The sequence below is a fragment of the Streptomyces yokosukanensis genome (assembly GCF_001514035.1).
Taxonomy (GTDB): domain Bacteria; phylum Actinomycetota; class Actinomycetes; order Streptomycetales; family Streptomycetaceae; genus Streptomyces; species Streptomyces yokosukanensis.
Window position 1 is genome coordinate 654,278 of sequence record NZ_KQ948206.1, and the last position, 23,428, is coordinate 677,705.

The 23,428-nt window shown below is 71.3% G+C and carries 28 protein-coding genes; 16 read left to right on the plus strand and 12 right to left on the minus strand.

Features of this window, described 5'->3' with window-relative positions; translation table 11 throughout:
- Positions 1-87: 87 nt before the first annotated feature.
- Together AQI95_RS02910 and AQI95_RS02915 are read right to left on the minus strand one after the other, a co-directional pair.
- On the minus strand, positions 88-1,776 hold the full coding sequence (locus AQI95_RS02910; protein ID WP_067116643.1) for a bifunctional 3'-5' exonuclease/DNA polymerase: 1,689 nt from the start codon (positions 1,774-1,776) through the stop codon (positions 88-90).
- A 48-nt stretch (positions 1,777-1,824) separates the two neighbouring features.
- Positions 1,825-2,580, minus strand: coding sequence for a Clp protease N-terminal domain-containing protein (locus tag AQI95_RS02915; RefSeq protein ID WP_067116646.1), 756 nt, complete (start codon positions 2,578-2,580; stop codon positions 1,825-1,827).
- A 220-nt stretch (positions 2,581-2,800) separates the two neighbouring features.
- Between AQI95_RS02915 and AQI95_RS02920 the strand changes: the two genes are divergently transcribed.
- Entirely contained in the window at positions 2,801-3,910 is a 1,110-nt protein-coding gene (locus AQI95_RS02920; protein ID WP_208614050.1) for a DUF2786 domain-containing protein, read from the plus strand.
- A gap of 33 nt (positions 3,911-3,943) precedes the next feature.
- Here the strand turns inward: AQI95_RS02920 and AQI95_RS02925 are convergent, their stop codons facing one another.
- From AQI95_RS02925 to rpmB, 4 genes are all read right to left on the minus strand, one after another.
- Positions 3,944-4,459, minus strand: coding sequence for a DUF4232 domain-containing protein (locus AQI95_RS02925; RefSeq protein WP_067116649.1), 516 nt, complete (start codon positions 4,457-4,459; stop codon positions 3,944-3,946).
- A 120-nt stretch (positions 4,460-4,579) separates the two neighbouring features.
- Positions 4,580-5,062, minus strand: a complete 483-nt coding sequence (locus AQI95_RS02930; protein WP_244188596.1) for a hypothetical protein — start codon at positions 5,060-5,062, stop codon at positions 4,580-4,582.
- Between the two features lie 90 nt (positions 5,063-5,152).
- Positions 5,153-5,458, minus strand: coding sequence for a 30S ribosomal protein S14 (rpsN, locus tag AQI95_RS02935; protein WP_067116652.1), 306 nt, complete (start codon positions 5,456-5,458; stop codon positions 5,153-5,155).
- Positions 5,458-5,694: a 50S ribosomal protein L28 gene (gene rpmB / locus AQI95_RS02940; RefSeq protein ID WP_067116655.1), complete on the minus strand. Its 237-nt coding sequence runs from the start codon at positions 5,692-5,694 to the stop codon at positions 5,458-5,460. The genes rpsN and rpmB overlap by 1 nt, the downstream gene beginning before the upstream one ends.
- A 61-nt stretch (positions 5,695-5,755) precedes the next feature.
- On the opposite strand from rpmB, the gene rpmG reads away from it, so the two are divergent.
- From rpmG to AQI95_RS02980, 8 genes are all read left to right on the plus strand, one after another.
- Positions 5,756-5,920, plus strand: coding sequence for a 50S ribosomal protein L33 (rpmG, locus tag AQI95_RS02945; RefSeq protein WP_015658813.1), 165 nt, complete (start codon positions 5,756-5,758; stop codon positions 5,918-5,920).
- A 9-nt stretch (positions 5,921-5,929) separates the two neighbouring features.
- The gene (locus AQI95_RS02950; protein WP_067116658.1) at positions 5,930-6,193 is read left to right on the plus strand and encodes a type B 50S ribosomal protein L31; all 264 of its coding nucleotides are present in this window, start codon (positions 5,930-5,932) and stop codon (positions 6,191-6,193) included.
- Positions 6,190-7,398: a CobW family GTP-binding protein gene (locus AQI95_RS02955; RefSeq protein ID WP_067116661.1), complete on the plus strand. Its 1,209-nt coding sequence runs from the start codon at positions 6,190-6,192 to the stop codon at positions 7,396-7,398. The genes AQI95_RS02950 and AQI95_RS02955 overlap by 4 nt, the downstream gene beginning before the upstream one ends.
- Positions 7,398-7,631, plus strand: coding sequence for a 30S ribosomal protein S18 (gene rpsR, locus AQI95_RS02960; RefSeq protein ID WP_067116663.1), 234 nt, complete (start codon positions 7,398-7,400; stop codon positions 7,629-7,631). The genes AQI95_RS02955 and rpsR overlap by 1 nt, the downstream gene beginning before the upstream one ends.
- 67 nt (positions 7,632-7,698) lie before the next feature.
- On the plus strand, positions 7,699-8,070 hold the full coding sequence (locus AQI95_RS02965) for a VOC family protein (protein ID WP_067116666.1): 372 nt from the start codon (positions 7,699-7,701) through the stop codon (positions 8,068-8,070).
- A 25-nt stretch (positions 8,071-8,095) separates the two neighbouring features.
- Positions 8,096-8,452, plus strand: coding sequence for an ArsR/SmtB family transcription factor (locus tag AQI95_RS02970; RefSeq protein WP_067116668.1), 357 nt, complete (start codon positions 8,096-8,098; stop codon positions 8,450-8,452).
- Positions 8,449-8,913 carry an SRPBCC family protein gene (locus tag AQI95_RS02975; protein WP_067116671.1) on the plus strand — a complete coding sequence of 155 codons (465 nt, stop codon included), beginning with the start codon at positions 8,449-8,451 and terminating at the stop codon, positions 8,911-8,913. The genes AQI95_RS02970 and AQI95_RS02975 overlap by 4 nt, the downstream gene beginning before the upstream one ends.
- A gap of 204 nt (positions 8,914-9,117) precedes the next feature.
- Positions 9,118-9,387, plus strand: a complete 270-nt coding sequence (locus tag AQI95_RS02980; RefSeq protein WP_208614052.1) for a DUF397 domain-containing protein — start codon at positions 9,118-9,120, stop codon at positions 9,385-9,387.
- Positions 9,388-9,498: 111 nt separating this feature from the next.
- Here the strand turns inward: AQI95_RS02980 and AQI95_RS02985 are convergent, their stop codons facing one another.
- Positions 9,499-9,972: an ATP-binding protein gene (locus AQI95_RS02985; RefSeq protein WP_067116674.1), complete on the minus strand. Its 474-nt coding sequence runs from the start codon at positions 9,970-9,972 to the stop codon at positions 9,499-9,501.
- Positions 9,973-10,337: 365 nt separating this feature from the next.
- Here AQI95_RS02985 and AQI95_RS02990 point away from each other — a divergent pair, with 365 nt between their 5' ends.
- The 4 genes from AQI95_RS02990 (at position 10,338) to AQI95_RS03005 (ending at position 14,152) form a co-directional block, all read left to right on the plus strand.
- Positions 10,338-11,162 carry a helix-turn-helix domain-containing protein gene (locus AQI95_RS02990; RefSeq protein WP_067116676.1) on the plus strand — a complete coding sequence of 275 codons (825 nt, stop codon included), beginning with the start codon at positions 10,338-10,340 and terminating at the stop codon, positions 11,160-11,162.
- A 112-nt stretch (positions 11,163-11,274) separates the two neighbouring features.
- The gene (locus tag AQI95_RS02995; RefSeq protein WP_067116678.1) at positions 11,275-12,735 is read left to right on the plus strand and encodes an aldehyde dehydrogenase family protein; all 1,461 of its coding nucleotides are present in this window, start codon (positions 11,275-11,277) and stop codon (positions 12,733-12,735) included.
- A gap of 178 nt (positions 12,736-12,913) precedes the next feature.
- Positions 12,914-13,465, plus strand: a complete 552-nt coding sequence (locus tag AQI95_RS03000; protein WP_067116686.1) for a DinB family protein — start codon at positions 12,914-12,916, stop codon at positions 13,463-13,465.
- Positions 13,466-13,510: 45 nt separating this feature from the next.
- Positions 13,511-14,152 (plus strand): PadR family transcriptional regulator, encoded by a 642-nt coding sequence (locus tag AQI95_RS03005; protein ID WP_067116691.1) that lies wholly within the window; start codon positions 13,511-13,513, stop codon positions 14,150-14,152.
- A gap of 42 nt (positions 14,153-14,194) precedes the next feature.
- On the opposite strand, the gene gad is transcribed toward AQI95_RS03005, so the two are convergent.
- Both gad and AQI95_RS03015 read right to left on the minus strand, forming a co-directional pair.
- On the minus strand, positions 14,195-15,601 hold the full coding sequence (gene gad / locus AQI95_RS03010) for a glutamate decarboxylase (RefSeq protein ID WP_067116694.1): 1,407 nt from the start codon (positions 15,599-15,601) through the stop codon (positions 14,195-14,197).
- 23 nt (positions 15,602-15,624) lie between these two features.
- Positions 15,625-16,914: an ion channel protein gene (locus AQI95_RS03015; protein ID WP_067116698.1), complete on the minus strand. Its 1,290-nt coding sequence runs from the start codon at positions 16,912-16,914 to the stop codon at positions 15,625-15,627.
- Positions 16,915-17,036: 122 nt separating this feature from the next.
- Here AQI95_RS03015 and AQI95_RS03020 point away from each other — a divergent pair, with 122 nt between their 5' ends.
- Positions 17,037-17,798, plus strand: coding sequence for a MerR family transcriptional regulator (locus tag AQI95_RS03020; protein ID WP_067116702.1), 762 nt, complete (start codon positions 17,037-17,039; stop codon positions 17,796-17,798).
- A 28-nt stretch (positions 17,799-17,826) separates the two neighbouring features.
- Here AQI95_RS03020 and AQI95_RS03025 read toward each other — a convergent pair whose 3' ends face one another.
- The gene (locus AQI95_RS03025; RefSeq protein WP_067116705.1) at positions 17,827-18,192 is read right to left on the minus strand and encodes a YbjQ family protein; all 366 of its coding nucleotides are present in this window, start codon (positions 18,190-18,192) and stop codon (positions 17,827-17,829) included.
- Between the two features lie 145 nt (positions 18,193-18,337).
- On the opposite strand from AQI95_RS03025, the gene AQI95_RS03030 reads away from it, so the two are divergent.
- Positions 18,338-19,345, plus strand: a complete 1,008-nt coding sequence (locus AQI95_RS03030; protein WP_425264853.1) for a DedA family protein — start codon at positions 18,338-18,340, stop codon at positions 19,343-19,345.
- Between the two features lie 63 nt (positions 19,346-19,408).
- Here AQI95_RS03030 and AQI95_RS03035 read toward each other — a convergent pair whose 3' ends face one another.
- Both AQI95_RS03035 and AQI95_RS03040 read right to left on the minus strand, forming a co-directional pair.
- On the minus strand, positions 19,409-21,064 hold the full coding sequence (locus AQI95_RS03035; protein ID WP_067116711.1) for a threonine/serine exporter family protein: 1,656 nt from the start codon (positions 21,062-21,064) through the stop codon (positions 19,409-19,411).
- 165 nt (positions 21,065-21,229) lie between these two features.
- Positions 21,230-21,721 carry an inorganic diphosphatase gene (locus AQI95_RS03040; protein WP_067116714.1) on the minus strand — a complete coding sequence of 164 codons (492 nt, stop codon included), beginning with the start codon at positions 21,719-21,721 and terminating at the stop codon, positions 21,230-21,232.
- Positions 21,722-21,800: 79 nt separating this feature from the next.
- Between AQI95_RS03040 and dacB the strand changes: the two genes are divergently transcribed.
- The gene (gene dacB / locus AQI95_RS03045) at positions 21,801-23,405 is read left to right on the plus strand and encodes a D-alanyl-D-alanine carboxypeptidase/D-alanyl-D-alanine endopeptidase (RefSeq protein ID WP_244188597.1); all 1,605 of its coding nucleotides are present in this window, start codon (positions 21,801-21,803) and stop codon (positions 23,403-23,405) included.
- Positions 23,406-23,428 lie beyond the last annotated feature (23 nt).

The following is a 23,428-nucleotide window of genomic DNA, read 5'->3' on the forward strand; positions in this document are numbered from 1 at the left end:
CCAAGGGTTCGCGCGCGGCCCGTGCGAAGTGCCCGAAGGATCCTTGAGCAGTGCTCGCGCAGTGGCCGAAGTGTGCCCGCGCGGCGCTCACTTGGCGTCGGCATAGCACTCCACCACCGCAGTCGTGAACGGGAACCGCACCGGTGTCTCACCGAAGGTCAGCCGCCCGGCGAGGTCGGCGGAGGCGCGGATGGCCTGCACGACCGTGTCGGCCTCCTCGGCGGGGCAGTGCACGATCACCTCGTCGTGCTGGAAGAAGACGAGCTGGGCATCGAGGCCGGCGCAGGCCCGGCGCAGCCCGGCGAGCATCAGCAGCGCCCAGTCGGCGGCGCTGCCCTGGACGACGAAGTTCCGTGTGAAGCGGCCCCGGGCCCGTGAGTTGGTGGAGGCGTAGCCGGGCACCCAGGCGGCCGGGGTGTCGGGGTCGTCCTCGCCGACGGGGATGCCCGCCTCCTCCGCCGCGTCCTCGCCGGACCCGGCCGCCGGTGGACAGGTCCGGCCCAGCCAGGTGCGCACCAGTCGACCCTCCTCGCCCGCGCGGGCGGCCTCGTCGACGTATGCGACCGCCTTCGGGAAGCGGCGGCGCAGCGCGGCCAGGTTCTTCAGACCGTCGCCGGAGGTCTGGCCGTAGACCGCGCCGAGCACGGCGAGCTTGGCCTGGTCGCGGTCGCCGGAGAAGGCGCGGTCGGAGACGGATTGGTAGAGGTCGCTCGCGCGGCCGGCGACCTCCATCAGGCCGGGGTCGCGGGAGATCGCCGCGAGCACACGCGGCTCCATCTGGTCCGCGTCGGCCACCACCAGCCGCCAGCCGGGGTCGGCGACCACGGCCCGGCGGATCACCTTGGGGATCTGCAGTCCGCCCCCGCCGTTGGTCACCCAGCGTCCGGTGACGGTGCCGCCGGCGAGGAACTCGGGGCGGAAGCGGCCGTCGCGCACCCAGTCCTGCAGCCAGGTCCAGCCGTGTGCCACCCAGATGCGGTACAGCTTCTTGTACTCCAGCAGGGGGGCAACGGCCGGGTGGTCGAGGGACTGGATCTCCCAGCGGCGGGTGGAGCGCACCTTGATGCCGGCCTGGGCGAAGGCCTTGATCACATCGGCGGGCAGATCGGGGCGGACCCGGCGGCCGAAGGCGGTCGACACCTCGTCGGCCAGCTCGGCGAGGCGACGTGGCTCGCCGCCGCCCGCGTACCGCTCGCCCAGCAGGTCGTGCAGCAGGCGGCGGTGGACCTCGGCGCTCCATGGCAGGCCCGCGTGGTTCATCTCGGCGGCCACCAGCATCCCGGCCGACTCGGCGGCCGTCAGCAGCCGCATCCGGTCGGGGTGGGTGGTGCGCTCATGCCGCCGCAGCTGCTCTGCGTAGACCGCGAGGAGGTCGGTCAGGGGCAGCCGGGTACCGGCGGGCTCGAACAGGGGGGACTGGGCGCCCGGTTCGGCCGCGCGCTGCGGCGGATCGGGCGGCACGGGGCCGCCCCGGAGGCGGGCCAGGGCGGCGGCGGCCGAGCGCGGCTCGCCGTGTCGGCCCTCGTGGCCCAGCAGGAGTGTCTCGGCGTCCTCGATGTCGTAGCACCGCTCTGCTCGCACCCCCGTGGCGAGCAGACGCGGATAGACCTCGGGGGTGGACCGCCACACCCAGCGCGTCACCTCCGGGCGGCTCCGCACCGCCCCGGCGAGATCGCTCTCCCGCCGCACCGGCCCGGTGGGCAGCCCGTCCGGGCCGAGGGGGGCGACGTCCACGCCACCGTCCTCGGCCGGAGCGAGCGCCCATCGGTCGGCCATGAGTGCGAGTGTGGCAGGCGGGTCTGACAATCCGGCCGACCTGCGATTTCAGTCCTGCGAGGAGGTCGGCTCGGCCGCCGGGTTCCGCTGCTCCGCCAGCATCGACAGCACCTTGGCGACGTACGCCTCGGTCCCGTGCTTGGTGATGCCGAGGCCGCTCAGGACGCCCTCGCCGTTCTCCTGCTCCAGGAGCGCGAGCAGGATGTGCTCGGTGCCGATGTAGTTGTGGCCGAGCCGGAGCGCCTCGCGGAAGGTGAGCTCCAGGGCCTTCTTGGCCTCGGTGCCATAGGGGATGAGGTCGGGGACGTCGTCCGCGGCCGGCGGGAGCGCGGCGGTCGCGGCCTGCCGTACGGAGTCCAGCAGGACGCCTTGCTCGACGATCGCCTTCGCCGCCAGGCCCTCCGGCTCGGCCAGCAGGCCGAGGACGAGGTGCTCGGGGCGGCCCTCGGGGTTGCGGGCCGCCACGGCCTCGTTGTGCGCGGACACGACCACGTTCCGCGCGCGTGGGGTGTAGCGGTTGAAGGCCTGGTCGGGGTCGAGGTCGGTGGACTCCTTCGTCACGAACCGCTTCTGCGCCGCCTGCCGGGTCACTCCCATGCTCCGGCCGATCTCGGTCCACGAGGCGCCCGAGCGCCGTGCCTGGTCGACGAAGTGGCCGATCAGATGGTCGGCCACGTCACCGAGGTGATCGGCGGCGATCACCGCGTCCTGGAGCTGGTCGAGGGGCTCGGGATGAACCTTCTTGATGGCCTCGATGAGGTCGTCGAGGCGTACGGATGCCGTGATGTTCGGATTGGTCGCCATGTGTCAACCGTAGGTTGCACCCCAGCGACTGTCAACCGGCGGTTGACAGTCGAGTTTCCCTGTGAGGGGCAGCGGGCGCCCTCCCGGCTCCCGCCGTCGTCGGCCACTACCTTGTTGTCGATCATCGGCGCCCCCGGCCCCGCCCCACCCTCCCGTCTTCATCCACAGGCTGTGGACAAAGCTCGGCCCGCTGTCGGCGGGGCATGGCACGATCGACGATGTGACCAGCACTGCCAGCACGGTGGAGCGTGCCTTCCGGACCGCTCTCTACGACGACACCGACACCGGACTCGACACCGGTGCCTCTCTGCTCGCGGCCGACCCCGCCTCGGACGCCGAACTGGCGCGACGGGGCGAGGAGTTCGTCGCGACGGCCTGGCAGCGAGGCTGGCAACCCGCCGATGTCGTGAGACTGGTGCGGCGCGAGCTGGCGGACGAGCATGTGCGCCTGGCCGCCGCGCTCATCCGCGCGCAGGCCGGGCGGGACCGCACGCGCGGGCGCCGCTGGACCGCCCAGCTGGCGGACCTGCCCGACGGCTCCGCCCGCGAGGCCGACCGCTTCTCGCAGGCCACGGCAGCGCTGGAGTTGTACCGGCTGCTGCTGCGTCTGCCCACCCTGGAGCCGTTGCAGGACGAGCCCCGTCGCGCCTCCGGCCCCGCCGCCTCGCGCATGCTCGCCCGTATCCGCGCGCTGCTCGCCAAGGCCGAGGCGACCGGGTATCCGGAGGAGGCGGAGGCGCTCAGCGCCAAGGCGCAGGAGCTGATGGCGCGGCACAGCGTCGACGAGGCGCTGCTCGCCGCCGAGGCGCCCGCCCCCGACGCGCCGGGCGCCTGCCGGATCGGCGTCGAGCCGCCGTACGAACAGGCCAAGGCGGTCCTGCTCGACGCCGTGGCCGGCGCGAACAACTGCCGAGCGGTGTGGAACGAACCGCTGGGTTTCTCCACGGTCGTCGGCTTCGAGGCGGACCTGGAGGCGGTCGAGCTGCTCTACACCTCGCTCCTGGTGCAGGCCACGCACGCGATGACCAAGGCCGAGGCCGCCCAGAGAGCCGGCGGACGCAAGCGGACCAAGACCTTCCGGCAGTCGTTCCTCGCCGCCTACGCCCATCGCGTCGGCGACCGGCTCACGGCCGCGGCCGAGACCCAGGTCACCCAGGATCTGCTGCCGGTCCTGGCCACCAGGGAGATGGCCGTCACCGACCGGATGGAGCGCATGTTCCCCGAGACCACCACGACCCGGCTGCGCGGAGTGAGCGACGCGGCCGGGTGGACGGAGGGCGCGCGGGCGGCGGACCGGGCCCAGGTCAGGGCCCGCCCCGGACTGGAGTGAAGGCTTCCGCGTCCCGCCCGTCCGGAGCGACGCTCAGTCGCCGACCTGCTGGAAGGCGGTCACGGAGGCGTCCGGGCCGTTCCCGCCGGACTGGCCGGCGACGGGGCCGTAGGACCAGGGGAAGCTTCGCGAGGTGCTGGTGCCGGGCAGGGTGATGTTCACGGTCTTCGCGTCCAGCGCGGCCTTGTCGCCCTCCTTGCCGCGCACATAGCTGATGGTGAAGGACGCCGAGTCGCCCTTGGCGAGCTTCAGCTTCTGCGCCTTCGCACCCTTGAGCGCCGGCACGTCGGTCTTGGCCTTGCCGGTGTTCAGGGAGACGACGGGGAAGTGGTCCAGGGTGCAGGGCTTGCTCTGGTTGGTGATGCTGACGGGAATCTCACCCGTGTCCCCGGCCTTCGGCGCCACGCTCGCCGACCCGATCTGCACGGAGACCCCACCGAACTCGCAGCCCGAGCTGTTCTTGCCGCCGCCGTTGCTCCCGCCGTTGTCGCAGGCGGTGAGCAGCAGGGCGGCGGCGAGGGCTGTGACGGTGAGCGGAATGGCGCGCATGAGCAAGTCCCATCGAGGTCGTGACGGTGCACCTGCATCATGGCGGCTGCGCTGCCCACCCGCTCGCGCACCCCTGCGGAATCACCGCTTCAGGTGGTTTGCCTCAAGAAACTCCGACGGTCACCGACCCTGCTTCGTCGGCAGTACCGACGGCAGCTTGCCACCCTCCGCCTTGGTGTACGTCTCCTTGCCGGTCCCGCCCGACCAGCTCACCGTCATGCCCTTGCCGTCCACCGAGTCCACCCTTCCGCTGACCCGGTCCTTGTTGCCGTCGGGGCAGGTCAGATGGATCATCTGCGTCCCCGTCTCCTTGCCGGCGGTGCCCTGGCACCACGCCTTGCGCCCGGTCACGAAGAGCCCGGCCTTCTTCCCGGTGACCACCAGGGCCACGATCTTGCCGCCGCTCGTCGTGATCCAGCTGCCCTGGAGCTTGTCCGAAGCACCCGTCACGGCTCCCGAGCCCGAGGGGGAAGGGGACGTGGACGCGGCGGCCGCGCTCGATGTCGGGGAGGAGGTCTTGTCGCCCCCGCCCCCGCCCCCGCTGCACGCGGTCAGCGCGGCGAGCGCGGTCACCAGTCCCGCGGCCACGGTCGCGGTTCGCACGCTTGCAGTCGCAGAAGTCACCGGAATGCTCCCAAGCTCGTAGCGGCCGGCCGCCCTCGGCCGGACGGCCCGCAGCAAGCTACCAGCTGGTCACCACGAGGACTTGCGGACGCCGGGCAGGAATCCGTTGTGAGCCTGCTCGCGCACGCTCACCCGGGACAGGCCGAAGGTGCGCAGATAACCGCGCGGCCGGCCGTCGACCTGATCGCGGTTGCGCACGCGCGTGGCGCTCGCGTCCCGCGGCTGCCTGCGCAGCTCGCGCTGGGCGGCGAGCCGGTCGGCCTGCGAGGACGAGGGCCGCCGGACGATCTCCTTCAGCTCGGCGCGCCGGGCGGCGTACCGGGCGACGACCTCCTTGCGCCGCTCGTTCTTCGCGATCTTGCTCTTCTTCGCCATCAGATGCGCACCCCCCGGGCGCGGATCCGGGCCACGGCCGCCTCGACGCCGATCGTGTCCACGGTCTTGATCCCCCTCGCGCTCAGCCGCAGCCGGACGTGGCGGCTCTCGTTCGGCAGCCAGTAGCGCTTGCTCTGGACGTTCGGGTCGAAGCGGCGGGAGGTGCGCCGGTGGGAGTGGGAGATGCGGTTGCCGAAGCCAGGTCGGGCCCCGGTGAGCATGCAGTGCGCGGACACGGTGACGTAAGTCTCCTCAGGCGTAGTGCGTAATGGAATTCATTTTCAGTAAGATAGCAGCATGGCACGCAACGAACTCCGCCCGGTCATCAAGCTCCGGTCCACGGCCGGGACCGGCTTCACCTACGTGACCCGCAAGAACCGCCGCAACGACCCGGACCGTATGACGCTGCGCAAGTACGACCCGGTCGCCGGCCGGCACGTCGACTTCCGAGAGGAGCGCTGAACCACCGCCATGCGCAAGGGAATTCACCCGGACTGCGGGCCCGTCGTGTTCCGTGACCGTGCCGCCGGCCACGCCTTCCTCACCCGGTCGACACTCTCGGCCGTGCCGACCGGCAAGACGATCGAGTGGGCGGACGGCAACACCTACCCGGTGGTCGACGTCGAGATCTCGAACGTCAGCCACCCCTTCTACACCGGCACCGCGCGCGTGCTGGACACCGCCGGGCGCGTGGAGCGCTTCGAGCGCCGTTACGGCAAGCGGGGCGGAGCGTGAGCCTCGCCGTGGCCGTCGTGGGCGGGCTGCACGCCGAGGCCCGCACGGCGGCCGTCGAGCGGTTGCTCGCCGACGTGCCCGGCAGCGTCGCACTCCACCACGATCTGGCGACGGCCACCGCCGGCACGGTCGTCCGCACGGTTCGCGACCGCGACGGCATCGTGTCCACCGGGGAGACGCCCCTGGTCAACGACTGCGCCTGCTGTGCGCTGCGCGAGGACCTGGTGCCCGAGCTGCGCAGGCTCGCCCACGACGGCACGACCCGGCTCGCCGTCGTCGAGCTGTGGGACTCGGTCGAGCCCAAGGCGATGGCCGAGGTGATCGCCGCGGGCGGGCTGACCCTCACCTCCGTGATCACCGCCGTCGATCCGGCGCTGGTGCTGCCGTACCTCGGCAACGGCGACGATCTCGCCGAGGCCGGTCTCGCCGCGGCCGCCACCGATCAGCGCACGGTGGCCGACACCTTCGCCCGGCAACTGGAGTACGCCCCCGTCCTCGCCGTCGCCGACTCCCCGGAGGCGGACGACGAGGACCGCGAGCTGCTGGCGCAGCTCCACCCGACCGCCCGCCAGGTTCCGATCGGCCACGGTGGCGCCGGCGCCGGCACCGGGTCCACCCCCGCACCCGCACCCGCCCCGGAATCCACCCCCACCCCCACCCCCGCACTCGGCCCACTGACTCGCGCGGCCCTCGCCGGGTTCGACGTGGAAGCCGCCGCGGCGGCCCAGCACCCGGCCTGTGCGCTGCTGCCCGCCGAGGCCGATCACCACGGTGTGTCGACCCTGGTCTGGAACCGCCGCCGGCCCTTCCACCCGGAGCGGCTGTACGCGGCGCTGGAGGATCTGACCTGCGCGGCGGCCCGCAGCCGGGGCCGGTTCTGGCTCGCGGAAAGGCCGGACACGCTGCTGCACTGGGACGCGGCCGGTGGGGCGCTGTGCGTCGAGAGCGCCGGGCCGTGGCTGGCCGCGCTGCCCGACGCGGCCTGGGAGCTGGTCCCGCCCGTGCGCCGAGCCGCAGCCGCACTGGACTGGCACCCGGAGCACGGCGACTGCTGCAACCACCTCGTGTTCACCTCGCCAGGCCTCGACCGCGACGGGCTGCGGCACCTGCTGGAGTCCTGCCTGCTCACCGACGCCGAGTACGACGCGGGGCGCGACGCCTGGAAGAAGCTCCCGCCCGCCTTCGACACCCTGCTGGAGATCTGATGTCCCGCAAGAGCGACCGCAAGCCCGCCCGCAGCCGCCCCAACCCCCTGGACCAGGCGGGCGTCACCTCTGTCGACTACAAGGACACGGACCTGCTGCGCAAGTTCGTCTCCGACCGGGGCAAGATCCGCAGCCGCCGGGTCACCCGGGTCACCGCCCAGCAGCAGCGGATGCTGGCACGGGCCGTCAAGACCGCGCGCGAGATGGCGCTTCTGCCGTACTCCAGCCGCTGATCACACATATAGGTAGGCGTTTCCCTACGGTTGACTGGTAGGGAAACGCCTACCTATTGTCGTATCCATGAACATCACACACGCCTCTTTCGTCACCCTCCCCGTCACCGACCAGGACCGCGCCCTGCGCTTCTACCGGGACGTCCTCGGCTTCGAGGTCACCGCCGATCTGCGGATGCCGCCGGGGCGGTGGCTCCAGGTCGCGCCGAAGGGCGCGCAGACCGCCTTCACGCTCGCCGGCCCCGGCATGGGCGCTTTCGAGCCCGGTTCGGCACGGGGGATCATGTTGGTGACGACCGATGTCGACGCCGACTGTGCGCGGCTCGCCGAGGCGGGCACCGAGGTGCAAGGCCCGGACGAGCACCCGTGGGGCCGGATGGCCTCCTTCCGGGACCCCGACGGCAACGGTCTGATGCTGCTCACGGAGGCTCACCAGTAGAGGCTCACCAGGAGAAAGGTCCGCGATGACCGCAGCCGGGGCCCGCGAGGCCGCCGCCGAGGACCGTGTCTTCGCCGCGCTCGCCAACGCCACCCGCCGCGAGGTGCTGCGGTTGCTGCGCGAGCGCGGACCGCAGCCCGTCCAGGCCCTGGCCGACCACTTCGACATGCGCCGCCCGAGCCTCTCGGAACACCTCAAGGTGCTCCGAGAGGCCGGCCTCGTCGCCGAGCAGCGCTCCGGACGGCAGCGCATCTACCGCCTTCGGGCGGCCCCGCTCGCCGAGGTGCAGGACTGGCTCCACCCGTACGAGCGGTTCTGGCGCGACCAGCTGAAGGGCCTCGGCGACCTCCTCGACCGCCTGCCCGACGATGGCCAGTCATGAGCACCGCACCGGACGACGACCTGACCACCATCCGCGTCGACCAGTTCTTCGGGCACCCGCCCGCCAAGGTCTGGCGCGCCCTGACCGACCCCGAACTGCTCGTGCAGTGGCAGATGCCCGGCGCCGAGGGCTTCCGGCTGGAGGTCGGCCACCGGTACCGGATGACCTCCGTCCCGCGTCCCAACTCCCGCTTCTCCGGGGTCGTGGAGGTGCGGGTCCTGGCCTACGACATCGAGCGGATGCTGTCCGTCCGGTGGGCCGACGCCGATCCGGCCAACCCCGCGGACTGGACCATCACCTGGACCCTGGAACATGAAGGGCGCGGTACGCGTCTCTTCCTAGTGCACGAAGGCTTCGATCCGGACGACCCGGCTCAGCTGATGGCGCGAAGGATCATGGACGGGGGGTGGCGGGGGCATGTCCTGCCCGCACTGGGGCAAACGCTGGAACAGCTTCGATGACGGGCCGTCGGCTCGGGTGGAGGGCCGTCGGCACAGGTCGCGGGGACCACTTCGGTAAAGCGGACGTCAAACCTGTAACCGAGGGAACACCCCCCGTGCACGTGCATTTGCTCATGCATCTGCACGTGAACGGGGTTATGATCCGGGTCAGTTGACCACAGCATCTATGGCCACACCAGCCAGTGCACCACCGGGGAGCGACCTGTGGACCGCGACGTTGACGGCGTGTACGGGGGGTACGACGTGTACAACGGCATGGCTGCCGAGCAGCTGGTCGGAGTGGCCTGGCAGAAGAGCAGGCACAGCAACTCGCAGGGCTCCTGCGTGGAGTTCGCCCTGCTGCCGGGCGGCGAGGTGGCGGTGCGCAACTCGCGCTTCCCGGACGGTCCGGCGCTCGTCTACACGCGCGCGGAGATAGAGGCCATGCTGCTCGGCGTCAAGGACGGGGAGTTCGACCACCTGGTGGCGAGCTGACACCCAGGGGGAGGCGGGCCCCCGGCGACCCTGATGGCAACGATGTCGGACGGGGCGGAAGAGGCGTGGTGACGCGCGTAGACACGGGACGTCCGTCGGCACGTCGCCGGATCAGCCGACCGGGCGGAGCCGGAACAGCGCCCAGACGACCTTGCCGTCGAGGGTGCCCGCGAGGGGGTGCCAGCCCCAGCTGTCCGCGAAGGAGTCCACCAGGAACAGTCCGCGCCCGGACTCGGCCGAGAAGTCGTCCGAGTCGCGTGGCACCGGCGTCTCGTGGCTCGGGTCGCGCACCGCGCACACCAGTCGCTCGGTCCAGCGCATCAGGTGCAGCCGTACGGACGAGGCGTGTTCGGAGCATCCGAGGTCGGTCGGCACCGCGTGGCGCAGGGCGTTGGTGACGAGTTCGGAGACGACGAGGCATATGTCGTCGAAGCGGTCGCCGACGTCCCACTGGTCCAGGGTGTCGCGGGTGAAGCGCCGGGCCTCGCGCACCGCCTCGTAGCGGGCGGGCAGGGCACAGGAGGCGGCATCGGACACGGCCGCGGGATCCAACGGCGGAAGGCCCTGCCGTAACGGCTTGAGCATGGTCGATCCATTCGTCCCCATGCGAGGCACTCCCGGGAATTCGCGGTCGTAGCGATGCAGCGGTGGCGCGGCACCATGGTTTCGGATGCGCTGAGCAGATGCAAGGGCAGATGCACGTGCACGCGACCGAAATGGCACTGCCCGTACCGCTTCTTGGCCATTTTTTCTGCCATCTTCTCTGCGGTTGCCGCCAGTGGTCCTGACCTCTTCCCGACATACGCAGCCAGAAACGGTTCAGCTCTTTCCGTTTCCGTAACCGGACGAGTACTGCTCGAAGTGTTTTAGTGGCAGACTGCGGGCCCTGAAGACGGTTGGGGAGGCTGGCGAACGTGAGCGCGGGAGAGCCCGGATCGGTGGTGCGGCGGATGCTGCTCGGCTCGCAACTCAGGCGACTGCGTGAAGCACGGGGGGTCACGCGCGAGGCGGCGGGGTACTCCATCCGCGCCTCCGAGTCGAAGATCAGCCGGATGGAGCTGGGCCGGGTGAGCTTCAAGACCAGAGACGTCGAGGACCTGCTGACGCTGTACGGCATCACGGACGGGACGGAACGCGAGTCGCTGCTCTCCCTCGCCCGGGAGGCCAACGTGGCGGGCTGGTGGCACAGCTACACCGACGTCCTGCCCAGCTGGTTCCCCACCTACGTGGGCCTGGAGGGCGCCGCGTCCCTCATCCGTGTCTACGAGGTCCAGTTCGTCCACGGCCTGCTCCAGACCGAGGAGTACGCGCGCGCGGTGGTCCGGCGCGGCATGAAGGGAGCGAGCCCGGCCGACGTCGACCGCCGCGTCGCGCTGCGGCTGGAGCGCCAGAAGCACCTGTTCGCGCACAGCGCCCCCGAGTTCCACTTCGTCCTCGACGAGGCCGCCCTGCGCCGCCCCTACGGCGACCGCGAGGTGATGCGCGGCCAGCTCCAGCACCTGATCGAGGTCTCCGAGCGGCCCAATGTGCGGCTGCAGATCATGCCGTTCGGCTTCGGCGGGCACTCCGGCGAGAGCGGCGCCTTCACCATCCTCAGCTTCCCCGACGCCGACCTGTCCGACGTCGTCTACATGGAGCAGCTGACCAGCGCCCTCTACCTGGACAAGCGCGAGGACGTCGCCCAGTACGAGCAGGCGCTGAAGGAACTCCAGCAGGACAGCCCCGGACCCGACGAGAGCCGGGACCTGCTCCGCGGACTCCTCCAGCTGTCCTGAGCGGTCCTCTTCTGTCTTGAGTCGACTCCTTCAACTCGCTTTAAACACAAGTACGATGACGTGTGATCAGGCATGGCGTAGATCTGGTGTCCGCTAGCGATTGAGGGATCACATGTCGTCCTACTTCACCGACCTGGCCCGGCAGTACATCGACGGCGAGTGGCGTCCGGGCACCGGCTCCTGGGACGTCATCGACTTCAACCCGTACGACGACGAGAAGCTGGCTTCGATCACGGTGGCCACGGTCGACGAGGTGGACCAGGCCTACCGGGCCGCCGCCCGCGCCCAGAAGCACTGGGCCGAGACCAACCCCTATGCGCGCCGCGCGGTCCTGGAGCGGGCGCTCAGGCTCATAGAGGACCGCGAGCAGGAGATAGCCGACCTGATCATCACGGAACTGGGCGGCACGCGCGTGAAGGCCGGTTTCGAGCTGCACCTCGCCAAGGAGTTCCTGCGCGAGTCGATCCATCTGGCGCTGCGCCCCGAGGGCAGGATCCTGCCCTCGCCGACCGACGGCAAGGAGAACCGCGTCTACCGGGTGCCGGTCGGCGTCGTGGGCGTGATCAGCCCCTTCAACTTCCCCTTCCTGCTGTCGCTGAAGTCGGTCGCCCCGGCGCTCGCGCTCGGCAACGCCGTGGTCCTCAAGCCCCACCAGAACACCCCGATCGCCGGCGGCACCCTGATCGCCAGCATCTTCGAGGAGGCCGGGCTGCCCGGCGGCCTGCTCAACGTCGTCGTCACCGACATCGCCGAGATCGGCGACGCGTTCATCGAGCACCCCGTCCCGAAGGTCATCTCCTTCACCGGCTCCGACAAGGTCGGCCGGCACGTGGCCACCGTCTGCGCCGCGAACTTCAAGCGCTCGGTCCTCGAACTGGGCGGCAACAGCGCGCTGGTGGTCCTGGACGACGCCGACATCGACTACGCGGTGGACGCGGCGGTCTTCAGCCGGTTCGTCCACCAGGGCCAGGTCTGCATGGCCGCCAACCGGGTCCTCGTGGACGCGTCCGTCGCCGAGGAGTTCACCGAGAAGTTCGTCGCCAAGGTCCGCGCCCTGAAGGTCGGCGACCCGCGCGACCCGCAGACCGTCATCGGTCCGGTGATCAACTCCCAGCAGGCGGGCGCCATCTCCGGCACCGTCGAGCAGGCGCTCGCCGAGGGTGCCACGGCCCTCGTCCGGGGTGCCACCTCCGGCAACCTGGTCGAGCCCAGCGTGCTCGTCGACGTGCCCGCCGACTCCGCGCTGCTGCAGCAGGAGGTCTTCGGACCGGTCGTCTTCCTCGTCCCGTTCGACGGCGAGGAGGAGGCGCTCCGCATCGTCAACGACACCCCCTACGGCCTCAGCGGCGCCGTCCACACGGCCGACATCGAGCGGGGCGTCGCCTTCGCCAAGCAGGTCGACACGGGCATGTTCCATGTGAACGACGGCACGGTCCACGACGAGCCGATCGTGCCGTTCGGCGGCGAGAAGCACTCCGGTCTCGGCCGCCTGAACGGCGAGACGACCCTGGAGTCCTTCACGACCGTCAAGTGGATCTCGGTGCAGCACGGCCGCAGCGGCTTCCCGTTCTGACCCGGCCCCGATCCTCCGGCCCCGATCCTCCGGCTCCGAATTCTCCGGCTCCGAATTCTTCGGCCCGACTTTTCCCGGCCACGGGCCATTGCGGACAGAAGCTGACCTCAATGGCCCGTAGCGTCATCGGTGTCGGAGGGCAGAGGGCCCCGGCAACGGTGAGGAGAGGCGGTCGGCCATGGTCACGCACGTATCGGCGGAGGAGTGGGGCGACGAGCGCGGGGCGCTGCTCGCGTTCATCGAGGAGCAGCGCGGCGGCATCCGCCGGGCCCTGCTCGGACTGACCGAAGAGCAGGCCCGCACCCGCCCCAGCGCCAGTGAGCTGTCGCTCGGCGGACTGCTCAAGCATGTCGCCGAGGTCGAGCAGAGCTGGATCGCGCGGGCGAAGCAGGAGCCGCCGGCGATCGTGCGCGACCAGTCGAACTGGCACGAGACCTTCCAGCTGATCGGCGACGAGACGGTCGCCTCGCAGCTGGCGCGCTGGCAGCAGGTCGCGGCCGAGACGGAGAAGTTCATCCGCTCCGCGCCGAGCCTGGACGACACCTTCCCGCTGCCGCCGGACCCCTGGTTCCCGCCGGAGGGCCGGGTCTCGCTGCGCTGGGTGTGTCTGCATCTGATCCGCGAGACGGCCCGGCACGCCGGCCACGCCGACATCGTCCGCGAGTCCCTGGACGGCAGGACCGCCTTCGAGCTGGTGGCCGAGGAGCGGGCCGCTCAGGGCGCCTCGTGAGGGCGCCCGCGGGGCGGACCGCCGTACGGCAATAGCCTGGTCCGCATGTCAGCGATCCGTCTTCTCGTGCTGGGCGCGGTCCGCCAGCACGGGCGGGCCCACGGCTACCAGGTGCGGGGCGACCTGGAGTACTGGGGCGCGCACGAGTGGTCCAACGCCAAGCCGGGCTCGATCTACCACGCCCTGAAGCAGATGGCCAAGCAAGGGCTGCTGCACGCGCACGAGATCGCGCCGTCCACGGCCGGTGGCCCGCCCCGCACCGAGTACGAGCTGACCGACCGGGGCACCGAGGAGTACTTCACCCTGCTGCGCGCCGCGCTGGTCACCTACGACCAGCGCGGCGACATGAAGACCGCGGCCATCGGCTTCATGGTCGACCTGCCGAGGGCGGAGGCCGTGGCGCTGCTGAAGGAGCGCACGCGCCGGATCGAGGCGTGGCGTGCCTCGGTCACCGACCACTACGTGCCCGAGGAGGGGCCGGGGCAGCTCGGCCACATCGGCGAGATCATGAACATGTGGGTCCACACGGCCGACTCCGAGGCCGAGTGGACCCATGGCCTCGTCGAGCGCGTCGAGAACGGCGCCTACACCTTCGCCGGCGAGGGCGAACCGTTCGTCGGCGTCCTCGCCGAGGACGAGGAGAACCCGTACGCGACGGGGGAGCGGCACCCGCGGGACGACCGCTGAGCCGACCGCGGAGGGCCGGTGATCCGAACGGCGCTGGGGATGTCAGTGGTGGAAGCCGGTCGCCGCCTCCTTGTCGTGGGTCAGCGGATGCGGCTGCCGGCGCAGCTCGGGCACGAGTCGGGTGAGGTCGGCCAGGAACAGGTCGGCCAGGTCGTGGGAGAAGCCGTTGCGGCACACGACCCGCAGCACGGACAGGTCCTGCCGGTTCTCCGGGAAGGAGTACGCGGGCACCAGCCAGCCGCCCTCGCGCAGCCGCCGGGAGACGTCGAAGACGTCGTACGACGTCACGTGGTCGGCGGTGGTGAAGGCGAACACGGGCAGCTCGTCGCCGCGGGTGAGCAGCCGGAAGTCGTCGAGCGCCGCGATCCGCTCGGCGAGTCCGGTCGCCACGTCCCGGGAGGTCTGCTGCACCGCGCGGTAGCCGTCCCGGCCGAGGCGCAGGAACGTGTAGTACTGCGCGACCACCTGGGCGCCGGGACGGGAGAAGTTGAGCGCGAAGGTGGGCATGTCGCCGCCCAGGTAGTTGACCCGGAAGACGAGTTCCTCGGGCAGTGCCTCCTTGTCCCGCCACAGCGCCCAGCCGACGCCCGGGTAGACCAGGCCGTACTTGTGCCCCGAGGTGTTGATCGACGCCACGCGCGCGAGCCGGAAGTCCCACACCAGGTCCTCGTCGAGGAAGGGGGCGATCATCGCGCCGGACGCGCCGTCCACGTGCACCGGGATGTCGAGCCCCGTGCGCTCCTGGAGGGCGTCCAGGGCCGCGCACAGGTCCGCGATCGGCTCGTAGGAGCCGTCGAAGGTGGAGCCGAGGACGCCGACGACCCCGATGGTGTTCTCGTCGCACAGCTCGGCCGCGGCCTGCGGGTCCAGATGGAACCGGTCGCCCTCCATGGGCACCTGCCGGGCCTCCACCTCCCAGAAGTTGCAGAACTTCTCCCAGCACACCTGGACGTTGACGCCCATGACGAGGTTCGGGCGGGCGCCCGGATAGCGGTCGGCGTTGCGCGTGGTCCACCGTCGCTTCAGCGCCATCCCGGCGAGCATGCACGCCTCGCTCGACCCGGTCGTCGAACAGCCCACCGCCGCCGACGGGTCCGGCGCGTTCCACAGGTCGGCGAGCATCGCCACACAGCGCCGCTCCAGCTCGGCCGTGCGCGGGTACTCGTCCTTGTCGATCATGTTCTTGTCCCGGCACTCCGCCATCAGCACCCCGGCCTGCGGCTCCATCCAGGTGGTGACGAACGTGGCCAGGTTCAGCCGGGAGTTGCCGTCCAGCATCAGCTCGTCGTGCACGAGCTGGTAGGCCGTGTTCGGGGCCAGCGGCGTGTCCGGCAGCCGATGCGTGGGCGGGGCCTCCGTCATGCCGCCGACCGGATTGGCCTCCCCGTAGAAGGGGTTGACCGAGATCTTCCGCTCGTCGTGCTTCTCGGGACCTTTGTGCAGGGCCATGAACGTGCCTCCAGGGAAGGGTTTCAGCGGACCGGGGTGCCGTCCGCGCACAACTGCATCTGTGGGCGCCCCGTCACCAGCAGCCAGGCCGGCAGCGACGCGATGCACAGCAGGGCGAGGAGGCCCGGCGAGGTGACCAGCACGGCGGCCGTGAACAGGCTCACCCAGGCCTGCCGGGTGACCGCCAGGAGCATGCCCAGGACGCCCGTGGCCACGCCCACCGCCGGATGGACGGCGGGCACGAGCGCGTGGGCGCACAGACCGAGGGCGCTGCCGATGAAGACCGCCGGGAAGATGCGCCCGCCGCGGAAGCCGCAGGACGCGGCGACGAGCAGCGCGGCCAGCTTCACCACCGCCATCGCGGCGAACTGGCCCGCCGTCCAGCCCTCCGGATCGCGGGACAGCTCCTCGACCTCCGACAGCCCCTTGAACAGCGTCAGATGGCCGCCAAGGGCCCCCAGGGCGCCCAGCACGGCGCCACCGGCCGGGAGCATCAGCATCGGGTGCCGCAGCCGCTGGAAGGCGGCGTGGACGTACGGGAAGGCGTGCACGGCGCACATGCCGAGCACCGCGGCCGCCGAGGCGATCACGAGGGCCGCCAGCAGGTCCTTCGCGTGCGCGTGGCCCATGGGCGGGAGCCCCAGGTCGAAGGTCGGGCGGGCCACCAGGGCGGTCGTCATGGCCCCGCACGCGCCGGCGGTCAGCGGCGCGAACACGTTGTCCCACAGCCGTCCGCGCATCGGGCGCCCGGCCAGTGCCTCGGAGATGACCAGCGCCGCCGCCACCGGCGTGCCGAACAGCGCGCCGATCGTCGCCGCCTCGGCCAGCACCGGCCACAGGGTGCCCGGCGTCCGGGGCATCAGACGGGCGCCCAGCCACACCGCGAGGCCGACGTTCACGGCGATGATCGGGTTCTCCGGGCCGAGGCTCGGGCCGCCGGCCAGCATCAGCCCGGTCGCCAGCACCAGGCCCGGCAGCACGGCCGGCGCCATCACCCGGGCGCTCAGGGCGAGGGTGGCCGGGTCGGGCCCGGCGTGCCCGGGTACCTTCCACACCACCAGCCCGACCGCGAGCCCCGTCGCGATCAGCATCGTGAACATCCACGGCACCGAGTAGCGCCCCACCCCGAGCGCGTCCGGCAGCGCGCCCCACAGCACGTGCTGCAGCCCCTCCGCCGCCGCGCTCACCCCGACGAACACCAGGCTCGCGGCCACGCCGACGGCCACGGCGGGCAGGATGAACGGCAGCAGGGCCCGCGCCGGCGCCGTGGGGGCGGTCGGGGGCACCTGCGGCGCGTCGGTCTCCTGGGCCACGCGCTCACCATAAGCGGACAAAATGCGCAGAACATCCTGAACGCCATGCGGGAAACCGGCTTGCACCTCACGTGGCGTGAGGCCTCAACGTGGAGGGCGTACCGACGAGAAGGAGCGGAAACGTGAGCTACTCCGTGGGACAGGTCGCGGGGTTCGCCGGGGTCACGGTGCGCACCCTGCACCACTACGACGAGATCGGCCTGCTCGTACCCAGCGAGCGCACACACGCCGGCCACCGGCGCTACAACGAGGCCGACCTCGACCGGCTCCAGCAGATCCTGTTCTACCGGGAGCTCGGCTTCCCGCTCGAAGAGGTCGCGGCGCTGCTCGACGACCCGGACGCGGACCCGCGCGCACACCTGCGCCGCCAGCACGAACTGCTGACCGCCCGGATCGAGAAGCTGCAGAAGATGGCCGCGGCCGTGGAGCACGCCATGGAGGCACGCAAGATGGGCATCAACCTCACGCCGGAGGAGCGGTTCGAGGTGTTCGGGGACAAGGACCCCGAGCAGTACGCCGAGGAGGCCGAACAGCGCTGGGGCGACACCGAGGCGTACGCCGAGTCGCAGCGCCGCGCCGCCACGTACACCAAGGAGGACTGGAAGCGCATCCAGGCCGAGGTCGACGACTGGGGCCGGCGGTACGCCGCCCTGGTCGCCGCCGGCGAACAGCCGGCCGGCGAGGCGGCCATGGACCTGGCCGAGGAGCACCGGCAGCAGGTCAGCAGGTACTACTTCGAGGTCTCCTACGAGATGCACCGGTGCTTCGCGGAGATGTACGTCTCCGACGAACGCTTCAAGGCGTTCTACGACTCCATGCACCCCGGTCTCGCCCAGCACCTGCGTGACGCGATCCTCGCCAACGCCGACCGGCGCACCCCCTGACCGGTCCCGGCCCGGGGGTGCACGGGGATCACTCCCGGGTCAGGACCACCGCCGTGCCGTAGGCGCACACCTCGGTGCCGACGTCCGCGGCCTCGGTCACGTCGAAGCGGAACGCCAGCACCGCGTTGGCGCCACGCGCGCGTGCCTGCTCCACGAGACGTTCCATGGCCTGGTTGCGGGTCTGGACCAGCGTCTTCGTGAGCCCCTTCAGCTCACCGCCGATCATCGACTTCAATCCGGCGCCGATCTGGCTGCCGAGGTGGCGCGATCGCACGGTGAGTCCGAAGACCTCGCCGATCACCTGTTCCACCCGGTGTCCGGGCACGTCGTTCGTCGTCACGACCAGTACGTCCGGCTGCGGCCCCTGGCCGCCGCCGTAGTCCTCGAGTCCCATGAGTCACAGCTTTCTCTCAGTCATCCCACAGTGCATCCTGGAGACACCGGTGGAACCTGGGGCGGTCACATCACGTTGATAGCTTTGTGCGGCCTTCACATGGACGCCGTAGCCGCCTTCACCCCCTCAGGAGCCCGGACCCGTGATGACACTCGCCCTCGGCCCGAGCTGGCTCGATCCCAACTACCTGCTCGACACGTACAGCATCTGGGGCCTGCTGCTCATCGTCTTCGCCGAGTCCGGCCTGCTCATCGGATTCTTTCTGCCCGGTGACTCGTTGCTCTTCACCTGCGGTCTGCTGATCACCTCGCACCAGCTGGACTTCCCCCTGTGGGGCGCGATCGGCCTGATCTGCCTCGCCGCGGTCCTCGGCGACCAGGCGGGCTACATGTTCGGCAAGAAGGTCGGTCCGTCCCTGTTCAACCGCCCGGACTCCCGCCTGTTCAAGCAGGAGAACGTCACCAAGGCGCACGAGTTCTTCGAGAAGTACGGCCCGAAGTCCCTGGTCCTGGCCCGCTTCGTGCCGATCGTGCGCACGTTCACGCCGATCATCGCGGGCGTCAGCGGCATGAAGTACCGCTCGTTCGTGATCTTCAACGTCATCGGTGGCGTGCTGTGGGGCGCGGGCGTCACCCTGCTCGGCTCCTGGCTGGGCAAGATCGACTTCGTCAAGAACAACATCGAGGCGATCCTGATCCTGATCGTCCTCGTCTCCGTGGTCCCGATCGCCATCGAGTTCCTGCGCGCCCGGAGCAAGGCGAAGAACGCGCCCCAGCCGGAGCCGGCCCCGCAGCAGCTGCCTCAGCAGCAGTCGCTGCACCAGCGCCCGCCGGCCATGGACGCCTCGACCACCCAGCTGCGCCGCATCGAGCCGGAGCAGCCGTACGGCCACCAGGCCCCCCAGACGCACCAGGCCCCCCAGACGCACCAGGCCCCCCAGGCTCACCAAGCCCCCCAGGCTCACCAGTACGAGCAGCCGTACCAGCAGCCCCAGCAGCAGGACTGGGATCAGCAGTACTACGCCCAGCAGCAGTACCCGCAGCAGCAGTACGACCAGAGCCAGTACGACCAGAGCCAGTACGGTCAGAACGGCCAGAACCAATACGGCCAGCACGGCCAGAACCCGTACCCCTACGACTACCGCCAGCAGTAGCCGACCCGGGGGCGCGGGGAACTGCGCGAACAGCCAGGGCGCACCCGCCCCCGCCCCCGCCCCCTAGAAGCCCCGGGTCCGCTTGGCCGCCCGCCGCTTACCGGCGGAGCCGACCCGCAGGAACAGCCGGAAGATCTCCGACCCCAGATTGACCCCGATGGCGATGGCCATGGCCAGGGACGCCGCGTTGGCCAGGGACACCAGCCCCTTGTCCACCTGGTTCTGGGCCATGCTCAACAGCCCGAAATAGGTGACCGAGCCGGGCAGCAGCGGCCCGATCGCGGCCGTCGTGTAGGGCAGCGCCGACGCGAACCGGTAGCGCGACAGCAGCTGCCCGAACAGGCCCACCAGCCCCGCCGCCACGGCCGTGGACGCCACCGGCGAGATGTTCGCGACGTAGTGCATCGCGCCGTACACCGTCCACGCCACACCCCCGTTGAGGGTCACCCACAGCACGGTCGAGCGCTCCTGCTGGAGCAGTACCGCGAAGGTCAGCGACAGCAGCATGGAGGCCGCGATCTGGATCAGCGGCCGCTCGTTGATGATGAGCGCCGCGTCCGGGTTCAGAGTGCCGCCGAGTTTCACGCCGAAGTACAGGACGACCAGCACGCCGGCGACGATGCCGACGAAGAAGTATAGGACCTCCAGCAGCCGGGCCGCCGCGGTGATGTAGAAGCCGGTCAGACCGTCCTGCACGCCCGCCACCAGCGCCCGCCCGGGCAGCAGCGCGAACAGCCCACCGGTGACGACGGCGGACGCCTTCACGTCGACGTGCGCCAGCGCGAACGCCACCCCGATCGCCGCGGGCGGCATCGCGGCGATGGTGAACTGGTAGAACTCCGGCAGCCCGCGCCCCGCGCACAGCCAGGCCAGCCGGTCACCGAGCATCGCGCCGAGCGCCGCCGCGACGAACACGATCAGGTCACCGCCGACCAGCACGGAGGCCGCGCCGGCCAGCAGACCGCCGGCCAGGGTCAGCGCCCAGCCGGGGTAGGGGTGCCGGTTGCGGCGGATCTCCGCCAGCCGCCGGTAGGCCTCCTCCAAAGAGACATGGGTCTCCGGGTCGGTCAGGTCGTCCACCAGGCGGAACACGGCCGCGAGCCGCGTGTAGTCGGTGCCCCGCCGCCGTACCGTCCGCGCCGCCGTCACCGGGTCCTCCACCAGCGACGGCTGGTGCGAGATCGACAGCAGCGTGAAGGTGACGTTCGGTTCGCAGCGGTCCAGGCCGTAGGACCGGCACACCGCGAACATCGCGGCCTCCACGTCCTCCGCGCCCTCACCGCCGGCCAGCAGCAGCTCCCCGATACGCAGGGTCAGGTCGAGGACGCGCGGGACGGCCGGGCCGCCCTCCTCCTCGCGCTGCACCTGCTCGGGCGCGGGCCGCTCGGCCACCGGCATGCGCAGCATCGTGCGCATCCGGTCCTGCCAGGGCGCGTCCTTGACCAGGCTGACCAGCGGCACCCCGGTGGCCGGGGTGAACGCCGTCAGGGAGTCCCTGGCGCCGTAGGTGCTCGGCGGGCTGAACGCCGACCCCTCCGGCTCGGCACCCGGCGGCTCCGGCGTCTGAAGCCCCTCCGGCACCGTGAACTCGGAGGTCGTCTCCGGCTCACCGACCGTCCTCGGGACATCGAGCCCCTCGGGAACGGCGAACTCGGATGTGGTCTCCGGGTCGTACCGCGCCTCGTCCGACCGGGGCTTGCGGTCCTCCGCCTCCGTCACCTCGCACCGCTCCCTGAACGACACCTTCCGCCGGCCCTCAGTATGCGCACGAACACCCGGTCGAGTCCGCACGGGTGCGGGAACGCGAAACGGGCCGCACGCGCACGCGTACGGCCCGTTCGCCGAAGACGCCCGGAAAGGCGCCGAAAAGAGATCGCCGAGCGATCAGTGACCGCCCTGCTCCTTGAAGCGCTTGTACGACCGCTCGATCTCGATCTCGGCGTCCGAGCGGCCCACCCAGTTGGCACCCTCGACCGACTTGCCGGGCTCCAGGTCCTTGTACACCTCGAAGAAGTGCTGGATCTCCAGGCGGTCGAACTCCGACACGTGGTGGATGTCGCGCAGGTGCTCCACCCGCGGGTCGGTGGCCGGAACGCACAGCAGCTTGTCGTCGCCGCCCGCCTCGTCCGTCATCCGGAACATGCCGATCGCGCGGCACTTGATCAGGCAGCCCGGGAAGGTCGGCTCGTCCAGGATGACCAGCGCGTCCAGCGGGTCGCCGTCCTCGCCGAGGGTGTTCTCGACGAAGCCGTAGTCGGTCGGGTAGGCGGTCGAGGTGAAGAGGCGACGGTCCAGGCGGATCCGACCGGTCTCGTGGTCCACCTCGTACTTGTTGCGCGAACCCTTCGGGATCTCGATCGTGACGTCGAACTCCACCGGTGGCTCCTCCATGATCAGCACATAGTTCTGGTGATTAAGTGTCCCTCACGCACGTGTGTGATCGCGAAAGGGGCTGGTGGTCGTGCCAGAGCTGAGGCCTTGGCGAGCCGCGAGACCGCAGGTGGAGCGGATCGCGAACGCCGTACGACCGCGTCTGGCGCGGGCCGCGACGGCCGCGAAGCCGCGCCTGGTGCAATGGACTCGGGCCCTGCGCCCCCGCCCCCCGCACCCGCCGCGCCCACAGTCCGCCAGGACCTGGCAGTACACCGCCGGCGCCGTCACGGCCGGCTTCGCGCTCGCCGCCGGTGTGGTGACCGTGGCCGGCCCCTGGGACGCCAACGGTCAGCGTACGGCCGAGCGGGACCGGGCGGTCGCCCTGGAGCGGTCAGGTGGCACAGATCACGGTGGGTCCGGTACGGCGGAGGGGGCGCCCCGGCCCGCGCCGAGCGCCGCGCCCGTCCTGGCGGGCCTGGACGCCGCGAGGAGCGCCGTCGGCGCCCAGCAGGCCGCCCCGGGCGGAAAGGCCCTCTCCGACGTCCTGAGGCCCCTTCTGAGCGCCTCCGCGCTGGGCGGCGCGCACACGGCCGCCGTCGTCGACGTGGCCACCGGCAGGCGCGTGTACGCGGCCGACGCCGGCAAGGCGCTCGCCCCGGCCTCCACCACCAAGATCGCCACCGCCGTCGCCGCCCTGTCGGCCCTCGGCCCGGACCACCGGCTCACCACCCGGGCCGCCCTCGAACCCGACACCGGCGAACTCGTCCTGGTCGGCGGCGGCGACCCCACCCTCACCGCGCACGAGAAGCCCGACGGCTGGGCCAGCCTGCGCACGCTCGCGGCGGACACCGCCGAGGCGCTGCGCAAGCGCGGCGTCCACAAGGTCACGCTCTCCTACGACACGACCCTCTACTCCGGCCCCGCCCTGCACCCCATCGGGGTCAACGAGAACGTGGCGCCCGTCAGCGCGCTGAGCGCCGACGAGGGCCGTACCGACGACTCCACCAGCGGCCCGACGCCCCGCGTGAGCGATCCGGCCGAGGACGCGGCCGGCAAGTTCGCGGGCTTCCTGAAGAACGCGGGCATCACCTCCACGCCCCCCGGCCCCTCCAAGGCCAGCACGCGCGCGGAGAACCTCGCCACGGTCTCCTCGCCCCCACTGTCCGCCCTGGTCGAACGCATGCTGACCAACAGCGACAACGACATCGCCGAGCACCTGGCCCGCCAGACGGCCCTGGCCAGCGGCCGGCCCGGCAGCTTCGACGGCGGCGCCCAGGCGGTCTCCGCACGGCTGACCAAGCTCGGCCTGCCGATGTCCGGCGCCTCCTTCCACGACGGCAGCGGCCTCGACCGCGACGACCGGCTCACCGCCGACCTCCTCACCGGCCTGCTGGTCACCGCCGGCGACCCCGGCCGCCCCGGCCTGCGCCCCGTCCTCACCGGCCTGCCCGTGGCCGGCTTCACCGGCACCCTGGCCGACCGCTACACCGACAGCGCGGCAGGCGTCGTACGCGCCAAGACCGGAACCCTGACCGGCGTGAACACCCTCGCCGGCACGGTCGTGGACGCCGACGGCCGGCTGCTGGCCTTCGCCTTCATGGCCTCCGGCACCACGGACCCCACGGCGGCGGAGGCGGCCCTGGACAGGGCGGCCACGGCACTGGCGAGCTGCGGCTGCGCCGTGTGACCCCTCGGGCCCGGCCGCACCGC